Source organism: Bradyrhizobium daqingense (assembly GCF_021044685.1).
GTDB lineage: Bacteria > Pseudomonadota > Alphaproteobacteria > Rhizobiales > Xanthobacteraceae > Bradyrhizobium > Bradyrhizobium daqingense.
This window is the reverse complement of sequence record NZ_CP088014.1, coordinates 1,856,663-1,870,241: the sequence shown is the minus strand read 5'-3', so window position 1 is coordinate 1,870,241 and position 13,579 is coordinate 1,856,663. Positions and strand designations below refer to the sequence as shown.

Genomic DNA, 13,579 nt, shown 5'->3' with positions numbered 1-13,579 from the left:
CGCCTCCTCGAAGCCGGAGCTCGCCCGCACTTCGCACTTGCGGCAGCGCGGTTTGCGATGATTCCAGTGGCTACTCTCCGACCTTTGCCCTAAGCCTCAACCGCTTGCCACCCGTTCCGGCAAGCTCGATACTGGCGACAATGAGGCAAGCCCGAGACACAACGGGCTCAGCGAGATGAGGGGAGAGTTTCCATGGAGCGCATCTGGCTCAAGCAATATCCGCCCGGCGTACCTGCCGATATCGAGCCGACGCAATACGCATCGCTGGTCGACCTGCTGGAGGAGAGCTTCACCAAGTTCGCCGACCGCAAGGCGTTCATTTGCATGGACAAGTCGATCAGCTATCGCGACCTTGACCAGATGTCGGTCGCGCTCGCCGCCTATTTGCAGGGCCGCGGGCTGCAGCGCGGCGCGCGCGTCGCGCTCATGATGCCGAACGTGCTGCAATATCCGGTCGCAACCGCGGCCGTGCTGCGCGCCGGCTACGCGGTGGTCAACGTCAATCCGCTCTACACCCCGCGCGAGCTCGAGCACCAGCTCAAGGATTCCGGCGCCGAAGCCATCATCGTGCTGGAGAACTTCGCACACACCGTCGAGCAGGTGATCGCCAAGACGGGCGTGAAGCATGTCATCGTCGCCAGCATGGGCGATTTGCTCGGCTTCAAGGGCGTGATCGTCAATCTCGTCGTCCGCCGCGTCAAGAAGATGGTACCGGCCTGGTCGCTGCCGGGCGCGGTGTCCTTCAACGACGCGCTCTCGGCCGGCCGCGGCATGAGCTTCAACAAGCCGAAGCTGTCGCCCGGTGACGTCGCCTTCCTGCAATATACCGGCGGCACCACCGGCCTTTCCAAGGGCGCGACCCTGCTTCACCGCAACATCGTCGCCAACGTGCTGCAGAACGACGCCTGGCTCCAGCCGGCGCTCGCCGCGCCGCCGCATGTCGATCAGCTCATGATCGTCTGCGCGCTGCCGCTCTATCACATCTTCGCACTGACGGCCTGCTACCTGCTCGCGGTGCGCGCCGGCGGCTGCAATCTGTTGATTCCCAATCCGCGCGACATCGCGGGCTTCGTCAAGGAGCTGGCGAAATATCAGGTCAACAGCTTCCCGGCCGTGAACACGCTCTACAACGGGTTGATGCATCATCCCGACTTCAAGAAGCTCGACTTCTCCAAGCTGAAGATCTCCAACGGTGGCGGCATGGCCGTGCAGCGCCCCGTGGCCGACCAATGGAAGGCGATCACCGGCTGCTTCATCGCCGAGGGGTACGGCCTGTCGGAGACCTCGCCGACGCTGACCTGCAATCCGGCAACGGCAACCGAGTTCACGGGTACGATCGGCATCCCCGTGCCGTCGACTTACATCTCGATCCGCGACGATGACGGCAACGAGGTGCCGCTTGGCCAGGCCGGCGAAATCTGCGCCCAGGGCCCGCAGGTGATGTCGGGCTACTGGAATAGGCCGGAAGAGACCGCAAAGGTGATGACTGCGGACGGTTTTTTCCGCACCGGCGACATCGGCATCATGGACGAGAAGGGCTACACCAAGATCGTCGACCGCAAGAAGGACATGATCCTGGTCTCCGGCTTCAACGTCTACCCCAACGAGATCGAGGAAGTGATCGCGAGCCATCCGGGCGTGCTCGAATGCGCCGTGATCGGCATCCCCGATTCCAAATCGGGCGAGGCAGTGAAGGCCTTCATCGTGAAGAAGGACCCGAATCTCACCGCGGAAGCCGTCATCAAGTTCTGCCAGGAGCAGCTCACCGGCTACAAGGTGCCCAAGCACATCGAATTCCGCAACGACCTGCCGAAGACCAATGTCGGCAAGATCCTGCGCCGGCAGCTGCGCGACGAGAAGAAGGCGGAGGCGGCGTAAGGCCGCTTTCCATCCATGCTGGAATCTGGCGACATCACGCCTTCAGGCATTCTCGCCTTCTGGCGCGAGGCCGGCCGGGAGCGCTGGTACAAGCGCGATGACGCGTTCGACGCGGAGATTAGGCGCCGCTTTCTGGCTTTGTGGCAGAAGGCGGCCGCCGGCGAGCTTGCGTCATGGGAGACGAGCGACGAGGGCGCGCTCGCGCTCGTCATCGTGCTCGACCAATTTCCCCGCAACATGTTTCGCGGCACGCCGCAGGCTTTTGCCAGCGATGTGCAGGCGCGTGACGTCGCCCGCCGCGCCATTGCGCGCGGCGTCGATCGCAGGGTCGATCCCATCCTGTTCGAATTCCTCTATCTGCCCTTCATGCATTCCGAGCACCTGGCCGACCAGCTGCACTGCGTCGCGTTGTTTGAGAACACCGACAATGTCGAGAACCTAAAATACGCGCGCGAGCACGCCGACATCATCGAGCGGTTCGGCCGTTTCCCCCACCGCAACAATGTCCTCGGCCGCGACAGCACGGAGGCGGAGCAGGCCTTCCTCGATGGCGGCGGGTTTGCCGGCTGATGACATCGGGGTGAACGGGCCGCCACCCTCGCCGCTTCCGCCGCCGGCAATATTGTGCAGGCCCGCGCCACGGTCTAAAAAGCGGGACCGAAATTCAGGGAGACTGACGATGGCGATCCAGACTGGCGACAAGCTGCCCGAGGCGAAATTCCGCGTGATGACGGCGGAAGGCCCGCAGGTGAAGACCACCGACGATATCTTCAAGGGCAAGAAGGTGGCGCTGTTCGCGGTGCCGGGCGCCTATACCGGCACCTGCCACAAGATGCACCTGCCGAGCATCTTCCTCAACGCCTACGCCATGAAGGACAAGGGCGTCGACACCATCGCCATCGTCTCCGTCAACGACGCCTTCGTCATGAACGCCTGGAAGCGCGACACCGACCAGCGCGACGAGGCCATCTTCCTCGCCGACGGCAATGCCGAGTTCGCCAAGGCGATCGGCATGGAGCTCGACGCCTCCGCCAACGGCCTCGGCATCCGCTCCAAGCGCTATTCGATGCTGGTCGAGGATGGCGTGGTGAAGAAGCTGAACCTCGAGGCGATGCCGGGCAAGGTCGAGGTCTCCGGCGGCGATACGCTGCTCGGGCAGCTCTGAGCTTTAGTCGTCCGTGAAGAAGGACTAAGCCACTGATCGGGAATCTCGATTTGGGCTAAGGGGCATTTCCAGATTGCAAGGTTTTGATGCTTTGGGCGTCAGAACCTTGCGATTTGGTTTTCGTGGATTCCCTCGAAGCGGGAAGCATGATTCCTTGTCTGCATCGGAGGGAACGATGCGGCCGAAGAAGCACAAGACGACGGGATCGAACGATCTGTTCCGGGCTCGGCTCGACCAGATCATCAATATGAAGCACGAGCTGGTTCTGCTCGCCGGCAAGGTCGATTGGGACTGGATCGACGGCGAGATCGCGCCGCTCTACAGCGAGAACGGCAGGCCCGGGATCGAGACGCGCTTCATGATCGGTCTGCTGTTGCTCAAGCACATTTACGGGCTGTCCGATGAGGAGGTGTGCGAGCGCTGGGTCCATGACCCATACTTCCAGTTCTTCACCGGGGAAGAGTTCTTTCAGCACACGTTCCCGCACGAGCGCTCGGACCTGAGCCATTGGCGCAAGCGGCTTGGCGACAAGCTGGAGTTGCTGCTGGCCGAGAGCTTGCGGGTAGCGCACGAGGCCGGTGCATTACGCAGCCAGGACCTCAAGCGGGTTACGGTCGACACCACGGTGCAGCCGAAGGCCATCACCTTTCCGACCGATGCCAAGCTGCTGCATGCGGCCATCAAGGGGCTCAACCGCCTGGCGATCAGGCACGGCGTCAGGCTGCGGCAATCCTATGCTCGCATCGCCAAGGCCGCCGCGATGATGGCCGGCCGCTACGCCCATGCCAAACAGTTCAGGCGGCATCAGCGGCAGTTGCGTATCCTGCGTAGCCGGCTGGGCCGGATCATCCGCGACATCCGCCGCAAGATCGAAGGCCAGCCAGCACTGGAGCAGGCGTTCGCCCTCCCGCTCGGCCGGGCCACGCAGATCCGCTCGCAGCAGCAGCGCCAGCGCGGCTGGAAGCTCTATTCCTTCCATGCCCCGGAAGTGGAGTGCATCGGCAAGGGCAAGGCCAGCGCGCCTTACGAGTTCGGCGTGAAGGCCTCCATCGTCACCAACAACCGCCGGGCTCCCGGTGGCCTGTTCGTGCTGCACGCCAGCGCACTGCCCGACAACCCCTACGACGGTCACACCTTGCGGGACGTCATTGACCGCACCGAGACACTCACCGGCTGTCCGATCGAGCGGGCCTATGTCGACAAGGGATACCGCGGCCACGACGCACAAAATCCCCGTCGCGTCTTCATCTCCGGCCAGAAGCGCGGCGTTTTCGGTGTCATCAAGCGCGAGCTGCGCCGCCGCTCCGCCATCGAGCCCATCATCGGACACCTGAAGGCGGAAGGCCACCTCGGGCGCTGCTACCTCAAAGGCCGCGCCGGCGATGCCGCCAACGTCGTCCTCTCAGCCGTCGGACACAACTTCCGCCGCATCCTCGCCTGGCTGAGATATCTCTTGTGCCTGTTCCTGGCCCAGCTATGGCGCACGCTCGCCCGGCCAGCCTCGATCAATCCGGCTTCTTAACGGACGACAGCTTTAGGCACGCTCTATCCAAGGACGACGTCATGCCCGGGCTTGTCCCGGGCATCCACGTTCTTGGCTCCGCGCGGCAAGGCTTGGATGGCCGAGTCAAGCCCGGCCATGACGAATGGAGAGAGCCAGCCCCCTCGCTACTCGCTGATCCGGGTCTGCAGCCTTGCCTTCACGATCCCGTCGCGCGCCAGCTGATCGGCGCGCTCGTTCTCGGGGTGACCGGCATGGCCCTTGACCCAATGCCAGCGGACCTCGTGCTGCTTCAGCGCAGCGTCGAGGCGTTGCCATAACTCGACGTTCTTCACCGGCTTCTTGTCGGCGGTGCGCCAGCCGTTGCGCTTCCAGCCGAAGATCCAGCCGGTGATGCCCTGCCGGACATACTGGCTGTCGGTGTAGAGATCGACCGTGCACGGCCGCTTCAGCGCTTCGAGCGCGGAGATCGCCGCCATCAATTCCATCTGATTGTTGGTGGTGTGCGGCTGGCCGCCGTTCAGCTCCTTCTCCTTGTCGCCGAACTTCAGGATCGCGCCCCAGCCGCCGGGCCCGGGATTTCCCGAGCAGGCACCGTCGGTATAGATCGTGACGTTGGGAAGCTCGCTCACGCCACCAGTCCTGACGGCATCAGCCCGTAATCGCGTGCGCTCGTCACGCTCTGGTGGAAGCGCAGCTTGCGGACATATTCCAGGGGATCCTTCGGCTTCACCAGCGCCCCGGGCGGAACGTTAAGCCAGTCCACCAGCCGCGTCAGCAGGAAACGGATCGCGGCGCCGCGCGCGAGCAGCGGCAGCGCCGCCTCTTCCGACGCCGTCAGCTTTCGCACCCGGCCATAGGCGTTGAGGAAGGCGCGCGCCTTGGTGACGTTGAAGGAATGATCCGGCTCGAAGCACCAGGCGTTGAGGCAGATCGCGACGTCATAGGCCAGCATGTCGTTGCAGGCGAAGGTGAAGTCGATGATGCCCGAGAGCCGGTCGCCGAGAAAGAAGACGTTGTCGTTGAAGAGATCGGCGTGGATCACGCCCTCCGGCAGATCGGTGGGCCAGACCCCGCTCGAGAGATGATCGAGCTCGGCGGCCAGAAAACCGCGCAGGCCTGGTTGCACCTCGTCGGCACGGCTCGCAGCCGCATCGAACAGCGGCCGCCAGCCGGAGACGGAGAGCGCATTGGCGCGCTTGATCGTGAAGTTGGCGCCGGCCAGATGCATCTTCGCCAGCGCCTCGCCGACGCCGGCGCAATGGCTCACGTTCGGCTTGCGCGGCCACATGCCTTCGAGAAAGGTGATGATCGCGGCCGGGCGGCCCGACAGCTCGCGCAGCGCCTCGCCGTCCCTCGCCTTCACCGGCAGGGGGCAGTTGATGCCGTGCTCGGCCAGATGCGTCATCAGCGCGAGGAAGAACGGCAAATCGTTCTTCGCCACGCGCTTCTCATAGAGCGTGAGGATGAACGAACCCGCGCTCGTGTGCAGCAGGAAGTTGGAATTCTCGACGCCCTCGGCGATGCCCTTGTAGGAGAGCAATTCGCCGAGATCATATTGCTTCAGAAAATCCGCAAGCTCGTCGGCGGCAACGTCGGTGTAGACCGCCATAAAGGTCTACTCGGCGGCGGCTTCGGGGCGCACCTGACGGGGCAGCGGGAAGAACTCGTTCTCTTCCGCGGCCGAGACCGTCTCCACATGCAGGGTGTAGCGCTCGGCGAACGCGTCCATGATCTCCTCGACGATCACTTCGGGCGCGGATGCGCCCGCGGTGATGCCGAGGCTGGTGATGTTGCCGAACTTGTCCCAGTCGATGTCGGTGGCGCGCTGCGCCAGCACCGCGATCTTGCAGCCCTCGCGCTCGGCGACCTCGCGCAGGCGCTGCGAGTTCGACGAATTGGGAGCACCGACAACGATCAGCGCGTCCACCACCGGCGCCACCTTCTTCACCGCGAGCTGGCGGTTGGTGGTGGCGTAGCAGATGTCTTCCTTGTGCGGACCGTTGATGTTCGGGAAGCGTTCCTTGAGCAACGCCACGATCTCCGCGGTGTCGTCGATCGACAGCGTGGTCTGGGTCACGAAGGCGAGGTTGTCGGGGTTCTTCGGCGTGATGGTCTTGGCGTCCTCGGCGGTCTCGATCAGGGTCACGGCGCCGACCGGAAGCTGGCCGAGCGTGCCGACCACTTCGGGGTGGTGCGAATGGCCGATCAGGAAGATCTCGCGGCCGCGCTTGAAGTGGATCGCGGCCTCGCGGTGCACCTTGGTCACCAGCGGGCAGGTCGCATCCAGCGAGAACAGATTGCGCGACTGGGCATCGGACGGAACCGATTTCGGCACGCCATGGGCCGAGAACACCACGGGGGCGGTGGTGTTTTCGGGGATTTCGGCCAGCTCTTCGACGAAGATGGCACCCTTCTTCTTCAACCCGTCGACGACGTATTTGTTGTGCACAATCTCGTGGCGAACATAGACGGGGGCGCCGTATTTATCGAGCGCCCGTTCCACGGTGTCGATCGCCCGGACCACGCCGGCACAGAAGCCGCGGGGAGAACAAAGCACGATCTTGAGGTCTGGTTTGGCTGACATTGAGCGATCTCGGGACCGAATCACCCGTTTCGCCTTCTGGCGGGGGCGGTCGATGGATGGAATTGGCTTGAAAGGGTCGGCTCGAACCGTACGGCGGTTCAAAGGAATTGGGCCCCCCTTTCGGGCGCTGTCAAGGCACTATCTATAGCAGAACCATTGCGTGTCCACCCCCTCCGGGCTTATATAGCGCGAATTCCCTGTCATCGCTGATGACCACCGGTTTCGCCTCCAGAGGGGTGGGCGAAGCACAAAGGAGATTTGCCATGAGCAACGCACCTCTGATGCCCAAGGCGACCGCCGTTTGGCTGCTCGACAACACCGCGCTGACCTTCGACCAGGTCGCCGATTTCACCAAGATGCATCCCCTCGAGGTGCGCGCGATCGCCGACGGCGACGCTGCCCAGGGCATCAAGGGCATGGATCCGCTCTCCAATGGCCAGCTGACCCGCGAGGAGATCGAAAAGGGCGAGAACAACCCGGATTATCGGCTCCGCCTCCAGGAGAGCAAGGTGGTGCTGCCGCCCCAGCCCAAGCGCAAGGGCCCGCGCTACACCCCCGTCTCGCGCCGCCACGAGCGCCCGAGCGCCATCCTCTGGCTGCTGCGCAACCATGCCGAGCTCAAGGACGCCCAGATCATGCGCCTGGTCGGCACCACCAAGAGCACGATCGCCAGCGTGCGCGACCGCACCCATTGGAACACGTCGTCCCTGACCCCGATCGACCCCGTCACCCTCGGCCTGTGCTCGCAGATCGAGCTCGATTTCGAGGTGCAGCGCGCGGCCAAGGAAAAGCCGATCGACGCAGCCTATGGCGGCGCCACCCTGCTGCCGGCCTCCGAGACCACCCGCAAGGACGAGTACGAGCCCGCGGAGAAATCCAGCGACGACCTCAATGTCGACGCCGTGTTCGCCAAGCTGAAGACGCTCGGCGGCAAGAAGCAGGAGGACGAGGAGGAGTAATTTTCCTCCCTGCACGGACATCGGTTCGAACGCGGCGGAGCGATCCGCCGCGTTTTTGTTTGCGAGCGCAGCTTTTGCGATGCCGCGAGCAGGAACGATGTAGCCGAGCCTGCATTGTTTTCAGCGCGGAGGATCAGCGATGCAGCACGACGAAGACCATTTTGCTCCGATGCTGGGACGCGCCGTTCTGGCAGCGTGGGGCGACATGCCCCGAGATATCCAGGAAGCCTTGTTCGAAATCGCCGTCAAGGACCGCCCCGGCGATCGTGACGCTCTGGCGAAGCTGCTGCATGAGCGGCATCCGCGGACAGTGCACGCGAGCTAGTCTGCGCCCTCCTTCAACCAACTCTTCTCGCAACAGAAAACGCAATCACAGGCCAGCGCTGCGGCACGATAGTGCCGAACCGCACATCACGGCCGCACCGGATTGTTCAGCATGTATTCGCCGAGATCGCGCTGACGGCGGTCGGCGCGGGCGGTGGCGGCATTGCGCTGGACGTCGCGGTCCTTGCGGCAGGCCGCATATTCCGCCGAGCCCTGCGCATAGCCGCGGCTCTGGCACACGGCGTCATCGTCGTCGCCGCCCACCGCAACCGGCGTCTGGTAGCGCGAGGAGCAGGCGGAGAGAGCGATGGCGAGCAGCGAGATGGCGCCGTACCGCACGAGGTTGGCTGACATTGATCGGTCCTGTCTCATGGTCATTGCCGGGCTTGACCCGGCAATCCATCGAAATCAAGGCATTTGCTTGCTCATTGATGGATGCCCGGGTCCCGGCGCGCCAAGGCCATGCCGGGCAATTCAGTTCGGGGCCGGCGAAGCAGATGCGACGACGGCAAGCCCGGGCCTGACGGAAGAGCAAACCTCACACCCGCCCCTTCAGCGCCTCGCCGATCTCGTCCAGCGCCTTGGGATCCTCGATCGTCGCCGGCATGGTCCAGGCTTCGCCATCGGCGATCTTCTTGATGGTGCCGCGCAGGATTTTTCCCGATCGCGTCTTGGGCAGGCGGCCGACGGTGATCGCGAGCTTGAAGGCGGCGACCGGGCCGAGCTTGTCGCGCACCAGCGCGACGATCTCCTTCTCGATTTCGGCGGGCGCGCGCGTCACGCCGGCTTTCAGCACCAGGAAGCCGCAGGGCACCTCGCCCTTGATCGCGTCCTTGACGCCGAGCACGGCGCATTCGGCCACATCCGGATGCGAAGCCAGAATCTCCTCCATGCCGCCGGTGGAGAGGCGATGGCCGGCGACGTTGATGATGTCGTCGGTGCGCCCCATGACGAAGACATAGCCGTCCTCGTCCTTGTAGCCGGCGTCGGAGGTTTTGTAATAGCCGGGGAATTCGCTCAGATACGCTTCCTTGAAGCGCGTATCCTGATTCCATAGCGTCGGCAGGCAGCCCGGCGGCATCGGCAGCTTGATGACGATCGACCCCATGGTGTTGGGGCCGACCGGCTTTGCCGCTTCGTCGACGATGTCGACCTGATAGCCCGGCATCGGCACCGTCGGCGAGCCGTGCTTCACCGGCAGCATGCCGAGCCCGACCGGATTGCCGGCGATGCACCAGCCCGTCTCGGTCTGCCACCAATGGTCGATCACCGGCACCTTCAGCTGCTGCTCCGCCCATTCCACCGTCGGCGGATCGGCGCGCTCGCCGGCGAGGAACAGCGTGCGGAATTTGGAGAGATCGTATTTCCGGATGAATTTTCCTTCCGGGTCTTCCTTGCGGATCGCGCGGAATGCGGTCGGGGCAGTGAAGAAAGCCACCGCCTTGTGCTCGCTGATGACGCGCCAGAACGCGCCGGCGTCGGGCGTGCCGACCGGCTTGCCCTCATACATGATCGAGGTCGCACCATGCAGCAGCGGGCCGTAGACGATATAGCTGTGGCCGACCACCCAGCCGATGTCGGAGCCGCACCACCAGACCTCGCCCGGCTTGACGCCATAGAGGTTGAACATCGACCATTTCACCGCGACGAGGTGCCCGCCATTGTCGCGCACCACGCCCTTGGGAATGCCCGTGGTGCCCGACGTGTAGAGGATGTAGAGCGGATCGGTGGCGGCGACGGGTACACAAGGAGCCGCCTTGCCGTCATTCAGCGCCTTGCGGCGCAGGCTCGCCCAATCGTAGTCGCGCCCCGGCGTCAGGTCGCAGGTGTGCTGCGGACGCTGCAGCACGATGCAGGCCTTCGGCTTCGTGCCCGCGAGCCTGATCGCCTCGTCGAGCAGCGGCTTGTATTGCACGATGCGACCGGGCTCGATGCCGCAGCTCGCGGAGAGAATGAGCTTCGGCTCGGCGTCGTCGATGCGGGTGGCGAGCTCCTTGGCGGCGAAGCCGCCGAACACCACGGAATGCACCGCGCCGATGCGCGCACAGGCGAGCATCGCGACCACGGCCTCGGGCACCATCGGCATATAGAGGATGACGCGTTCGCCCTTGGCGACGCCGAAATCCTGCATGATGGCGGCGAGCGCCTGCACTTCCTTCAGGAGTTCGGCGTAGGTGAATCTGGTGACGCTGCTGGTCAGCGGAGAATCATGGATCAGCGCGACCTGGTCGGCGCGGCCACGTTCGACATGGCGATCGAGCGCATTGTAGCAGGTGTTGACCACACCGCCGGCGAACCAGCGGCCATAGGTTCCTCGGCTGGCATCGAAGATGGACTTCGGCGGCTCGATCCAGTCGATGTCCTTGGCCGCCTCGGCCCAGAATCCTTCCGGATCCGCCAGCGAGCGCGCGTGGACCTCGTGATAGATGCTCTTGCCCTGGACGTTCATGCCCGCGCTCCCGTTCCTTTGTGCGCCTGGCCCTGACCTGACGACAGGACGGGCGTCCCGCCATGACCAGGATCAATCGCCGGCCTCGTTTGGAGAGTATTCTCCCGGGAACGGGCCGCGGTTCAAGCTGAAAAGGATGGTCTCTTGGGAGAGAGACGGTCGCGGCCGCGTCGGCGGTGCGCTCCCTCTCCCGCTTGCGGGAGAGGGGTGGGGAGAGGGCTGTGTCCGCGTCGGGATTGCGCGAGTGTCATAGAGAAAGTCCCCGAGAGGAGAGAGCCCCCACCCGCCGCGCTCTACGAGCGCGTAGACCTCCCCCGCAAGCGGGAGAGGTGACCGAGCAGTCGGCGCGACTTCGTGTCCTTCTAGCTCTCCATCGCATTCAGCCGCTGCAAGCGGTCCTGCATGATCTTCTTCAGATCGTAGCCGGGGCGGCGGAAGCTCGCATTGCGCGTCATGAGGAACTCGCGCTGGGTCTTGCGCAGGTCGCTGGCGGAACGTCCCTTCGAAGCCCTCAGCACGCGTTCATAAGTCTCGGCGATCTGGCGGTCGAGCACGCCGAGCTGCGCATCGGCACAGATCACCTTCTCGACCTCGCGCCTGGCGGTGGCACAGTTGAAGGACGGGCCGTTACCCGCCTCCGCATTCAGGGCACGCGGCGGCTCGGCGCCAAACTTCGCGATCTCGGCGATCATTGCACGGCGGCCGTTCGCGGCATTCTCGTTACCGGGATCGAGCTTCAGCGCGGTCTCGTAGTCGGCCAGCGCTTTCTTGCGCTCCCCCATCTTCTTGTAGAGCACGGCGCGGTTGTTGTAGGTCTTCGCGAAATTCGGATCGAGCTTCAGCGCGGCCTCGTAGTCGCTCAGCGCCGCCCCGAGCTCGCCCTTGAACTGATAGGAATCGCCGCGGTTGGTCAGGAAGTTGGCGCGCTGCTCGCGCCGGATCGCCTGGTCGTAATCGGCAATCGCCTTGTCGTACTCGCCCATCGCGGCATAGGTCAGGCCGCGATTGTCGTAATACTCCGGAACCTTCGGATCGAGCCTGATCGCCTCGCCGTCATCGGCGACCGCCTTGTCGAGCTGGCCGAGCTTCTTGTAGGCCGCCCCACGATTGGTGTAGGTGCGCGCGCGGTTGGGATCGAGGCGCAATGCCTCGTCGAAATTCTTGACCGCCTTCTCGTTGTCGCCGCCGAGATAATAGGCCACGCCGCGATCGGACCAGGCCTGCGCATCGTCCGGCTTCAGCTTGATTGCCTGGTCGTAATCAGCGAGCGCGCGGTCGAGCCGGCGCTGATTGGTGTAGACCACGCCGCGCAGCTCGTAAGCTTCCGCATCCTTTGGGTCGAGCTCGATCGCCTTGGTCAGATCCGCCGCGGCACGATTGAGGTCGCCGCCCGCCTCGCGCAGGAGGTCACCGCGCACGCGCCAGGCCTTTGCGTTCCTGCCGTCAAGCGCGATGGCGCGGTCCAGGTCGCGCAGCGCCTGCGACAGGCCTCCGGAGGTTCGCGCATTGGCTTCGGCGCGCGCAACGAGCGCCAGGGAACGTTCAGACGCGGAATTTGTCGTCTGGTCGATGATGACGCTGCATGCGGAGATCAGGTCTGCGGGAGCAGCTTTGCTGTTCAGGACGCAATCAGCGTCGGCGAAAGCCGGGCCGATGAGGGCCACGCTCATGGCGGCGCCGAGGAGGAAGGCGCGAAGCGAGATTTTGGCAAACGCGGGCATTTGCGCGGAAGAATGCGTGCCGCACATGGCGTAGGTCTCCGGGGCGTCGGGTTCTCACCATTGTCGCGGCTGGCAAGGGATGGGTTCAAATCGGTGGCTGTCGGCGCCGTCATGGCCGGGCTTGTCCCGATCCACGCCTTGGCCGCGGACCAAAGAACGTGGATGCCCGGGACAAGCCCGGGCATGACGACCTCTCACGAGGCGAAGACCGCCTCAATACCCATCCACCCCGTTGATCCTCTGCAAGCGCTCCTGCATCGCCTTCCTTAGATCATAGCCCGGCCGCCCGAATTCTGCATTGCGGCGTGCAATGAAATCGTCCTGCTCGCGCTGAAGCGCTTTCGCCCCGGCAGGATTTCGCGCCTCGCGGATCACGCGGGCATTCGCTGCAAATATCTCCCGGTCGAGATCGGCGAGCTCACGATTGCCGCAGATCGCCCTTTCCACCGTCTTGCGCGCTCGCGCGCAATTGAAGCTGGGCTTGCCGGCCAGCGCCATCTGCGCCCCGAGCCGCTCGAGCTCACGCGCCATCGCCTTGTGATTGGCCTTGGCCTTTTCGTGATTCGGATCGATCTTGAGCGCCGCGCCGAAATCCTGCACCGCCTTGGGCTTGTCGCCCTTCTTCAGCCACAGCTCGCCGCGTGCATTGAAGACATCGGCGAGGCCCGGATCGAGCAGAAGCGCGCGGCTGTCGTCGGCGATCGCGCGGTCGATCTGGCCGCGCCGCGCATAGAGCGCGCCGCGCGCGATGAGCGCCTTGATCAGATCTTCCTTCGCGGTCTTCTCGTTCTCGATCACCGCCGCGCAGGCCGGCGCCGCCTTGTCCATGTCGTCGGCTGCGGCTGCCGCAAGGCATGGCGCGAGGTCGATCTGCGGCACCGCGACCGGCTCACCGCCCGTCCTGGCATGGGCCTCGGCGAGCGAGAGCACGCAAATGAGTCCGGCACCTGAGAGGCGAATGAGAAAGGAACGCATGCTCGTTGCAGTCGGAGATC

The 13,579-nt window shown here is 64.4% G+C and carries 13 protein-coding genes; 6 read left to right on the top strand and 7 right to left on the bottom strand.

The genetic code is table 11. The annotated features are described in order from the left end of the window. Positions 1–192 precede the first annotated feature (192 nt). The 4 genes from LPJ38_RS08840 (at position 193) to LPJ38_RS08825 (ending at position 4,565) form a co-directional block, all read left to right on the top strand. The gene (locus LPJ38_RS08840; protein ID WP_145641847.1) at positions 193–1,878 is read left to right on the top strand and encodes a long-chain fatty acid--CoA ligase; all 1,686 of its coding nucleotides are present in this window, start codon (positions 193–195) and stop codon (positions 1,876–1,878) included. Between the two features lie 15 nt (positions 1,879–1,893). Continuing rightward, on the top strand, positions 1,894–2,448 hold the full coding sequence (locus LPJ38_RS08835) for a DUF924 family protein (protein WP_145641849.1): 555 nt from the start codon (positions 1,894–1,896) through the stop codon (positions 2,446–2,448). Positions 2,449–2,557: 109 nt separating this feature from the next. Next, positions 2,558–3,043: a peroxiredoxin gene (locus LPJ38_RS08830; RefSeq protein ID WP_008543132.1), complete on the top strand. Its 486-nt coding sequence runs from the start codon at positions 2,558–2,560 to the stop codon at positions 3,041–3,043. Positions 3,044–3,218: 175 nt separating this feature from the next. Further along, positions 3,219–4,565 carry an IS5-like element ISBj5_B family transposase gene (locus LPJ38_RS08825; RefSeq protein ID WP_011084757.1) on the top strand — a complete coding sequence of 449 codons (1,347 nt, stop codon included), beginning with the start codon at positions 3,219–3,221 and terminating at the stop codon, positions 4,563–4,565. A gap of 146 nt (positions 4,566–4,711) precedes the next feature. Here the strand turns inward: LPJ38_RS08825 and rnhA are convergent, their stop codons facing one another. Genes rnhA through ispH form a run of 3 tightly spaced genes read right to left on the bottom strand, consistent with a single transcriptional unit; the run spans position 4,712 to position 7,131 of the window. Further along, positions 4,712–5,176 (bottom strand): ribonuclease HI, encoded by a 465-nt coding sequence (gene rnhA, locus LPJ38_RS08820; RefSeq protein ID WP_145640259.1) that lies wholly within the window; start codon positions 5,174–5,176, stop codon positions 4,712–4,714. Beyond that, entirely contained in the window at positions 5,173–6,156 is a 984-nt protein-coding gene (locus tag LPJ38_RS08815) for a homoserine kinase (protein ID WP_145640261.1), read from the bottom strand. Before LPJ38_RS08815 ends, rnhA begins: the two co-directional genes overlap by 4 nt. A 6-nt stretch (positions 6,157–6,162) precedes the next feature. Next, a complete protein-coding gene (gene ispH, locus LPJ38_RS08810) occupies positions 6,163–7,131 on the bottom strand; it encodes a 4-hydroxy-3-methylbut-2-enyl diphosphate reductase (protein ID WP_008543125.1) in 969 nt (322 codons plus the stop codon). Positions 7,132–7,394: 263 nt separating this feature from the next. Between ispH and LPJ38_RS08805 the strand changes: the two genes are divergently transcribed. After that, a complete protein-coding gene (locus LPJ38_RS08805; RefSeq protein WP_008543124.1) occupies positions 7,395–8,090 on the top strand; it encodes a DUF1013 domain-containing protein in 696 nt (231 codons plus the stop codon). Positions 8,091–8,229: 139 nt separating this feature from the next. Then, positions 8,230–8,415, top strand: a complete 186-nt coding sequence (locus LPJ38_RS08800) for a hypothetical protein (protein WP_060734723.1) — start codon at positions 8,230–8,232, stop codon at positions 8,413–8,415. Between the two features lie 86 nt (positions 8,416–8,501). Here the strand turns inward: LPJ38_RS08800 and LPJ38_RS08795 are convergent, their stop codons facing one another. The 4 genes from LPJ38_RS08795 to LPJ38_RS08780 all read right to left on the bottom strand — a co-directional run bounded on the left by LPJ38_RS08795 (position 8,502) and on the right by LPJ38_RS08780 (position 13,559). Then, positions 8,502–8,768: a hypothetical protein gene (locus LPJ38_RS08795; RefSeq protein ID WP_145640263.1), complete on the bottom strand. Its 267-nt coding sequence runs from the start codon at positions 8,766–8,768 to the stop codon at positions 8,502–8,504. Between the two features lie 184 nt (positions 8,769–8,952). After that, positions 8,953–10,863: a propionyl-CoA synthetase gene (locus LPJ38_RS08790; RefSeq protein WP_145640265.1), complete on the bottom strand. Its 1,911-nt coding sequence runs from the start codon at positions 10,861–10,863 to the stop codon at positions 8,953–8,955. 362 nt (positions 10,864–11,225) lie between these two features. Continuing rightward, the gene (locus LPJ38_RS08785; protein ID WP_145640267.1) at positions 11,226–12,611 is read right to left on the bottom strand and encodes a tetratricopeptide repeat protein; all 1,386 of its coding nucleotides are present in this window, start codon (positions 12,609–12,611) and stop codon (positions 11,226–11,228) included. Between the two features lie 186 nt (positions 12,612–12,797). Then, on the bottom strand, positions 12,798–13,559 hold the full coding sequence (locus LPJ38_RS08780) for a tetratricopeptide repeat protein (protein ID WP_145640269.1): 762 nt from the start codon (positions 13,557–13,559) through the stop codon (positions 12,798–12,800). Between the last annotated feature and the right edge of the window lie 20 nt (positions 13,560–13,579).